We start from the raw sequence: 465 nt of genomic DNA, 5'->3' as shown, positions 1-465 counted from the left end.
CCTACGGGAGGCAGCAGTGGGGAATTTTGGACAATGGGGGCAACCCTGATCCAGCCATGCCGCGTGCAGGATGAAGGCCTTCGGGTTGTAAACTGCTTTTGTCAGGGACGAAAAGGACCGTGTTAATACCATGGTCTGCTGACGGTACCTGAAGAATAAGCACCGGCTAACTACGTGCCAGCAGCCGCGGTAATACGTAGGGTGCAAGCGTTAATCGGAATTACTGGGCGTAAAGCGTGCGCAGGCGGTTCTGTAAGACAGATGTGAAATCCCCGGGCTTAACCTGGGAATTGCATTTGTGACTGCAGGACTAGAGTTCATCAGAGGGGGGTGGAATTCCAAGTGTAGCAGTGAAATGCGTAGATATTTGGAAGAACACCAATGGCGAAGGCAGCCCCCTGGGATGCGACTGACGCTCATGCACGAAAGCGTGGGGAGCAAACAGGATTAGATACCCTAGTAGTC

At 53.1% G+C, this 465-nt stretch carries 1 rRNA gene; it reads left to right on the top strand.

The features are described from left to right. Positions 1-465: ribosomal RNA gene (locus KGF38_RS20025) — 16S ribosomal RNA — on the top strand; the annotation flags it as partial.

It is taken from the genome of Clostridioides sp. ZZV14-6387 (assembly GCF_020657835.1).
GTDB classification, from domain to species: Bacteria; Bacillota; Clostridia; order Peptostreptococcales; family Peptostreptococcaceae; genus Clostridioides; species Clostridioides difficile_A.
This window is presented reverse-complemented; position numbering and strand designations above follow the sequence as displayed.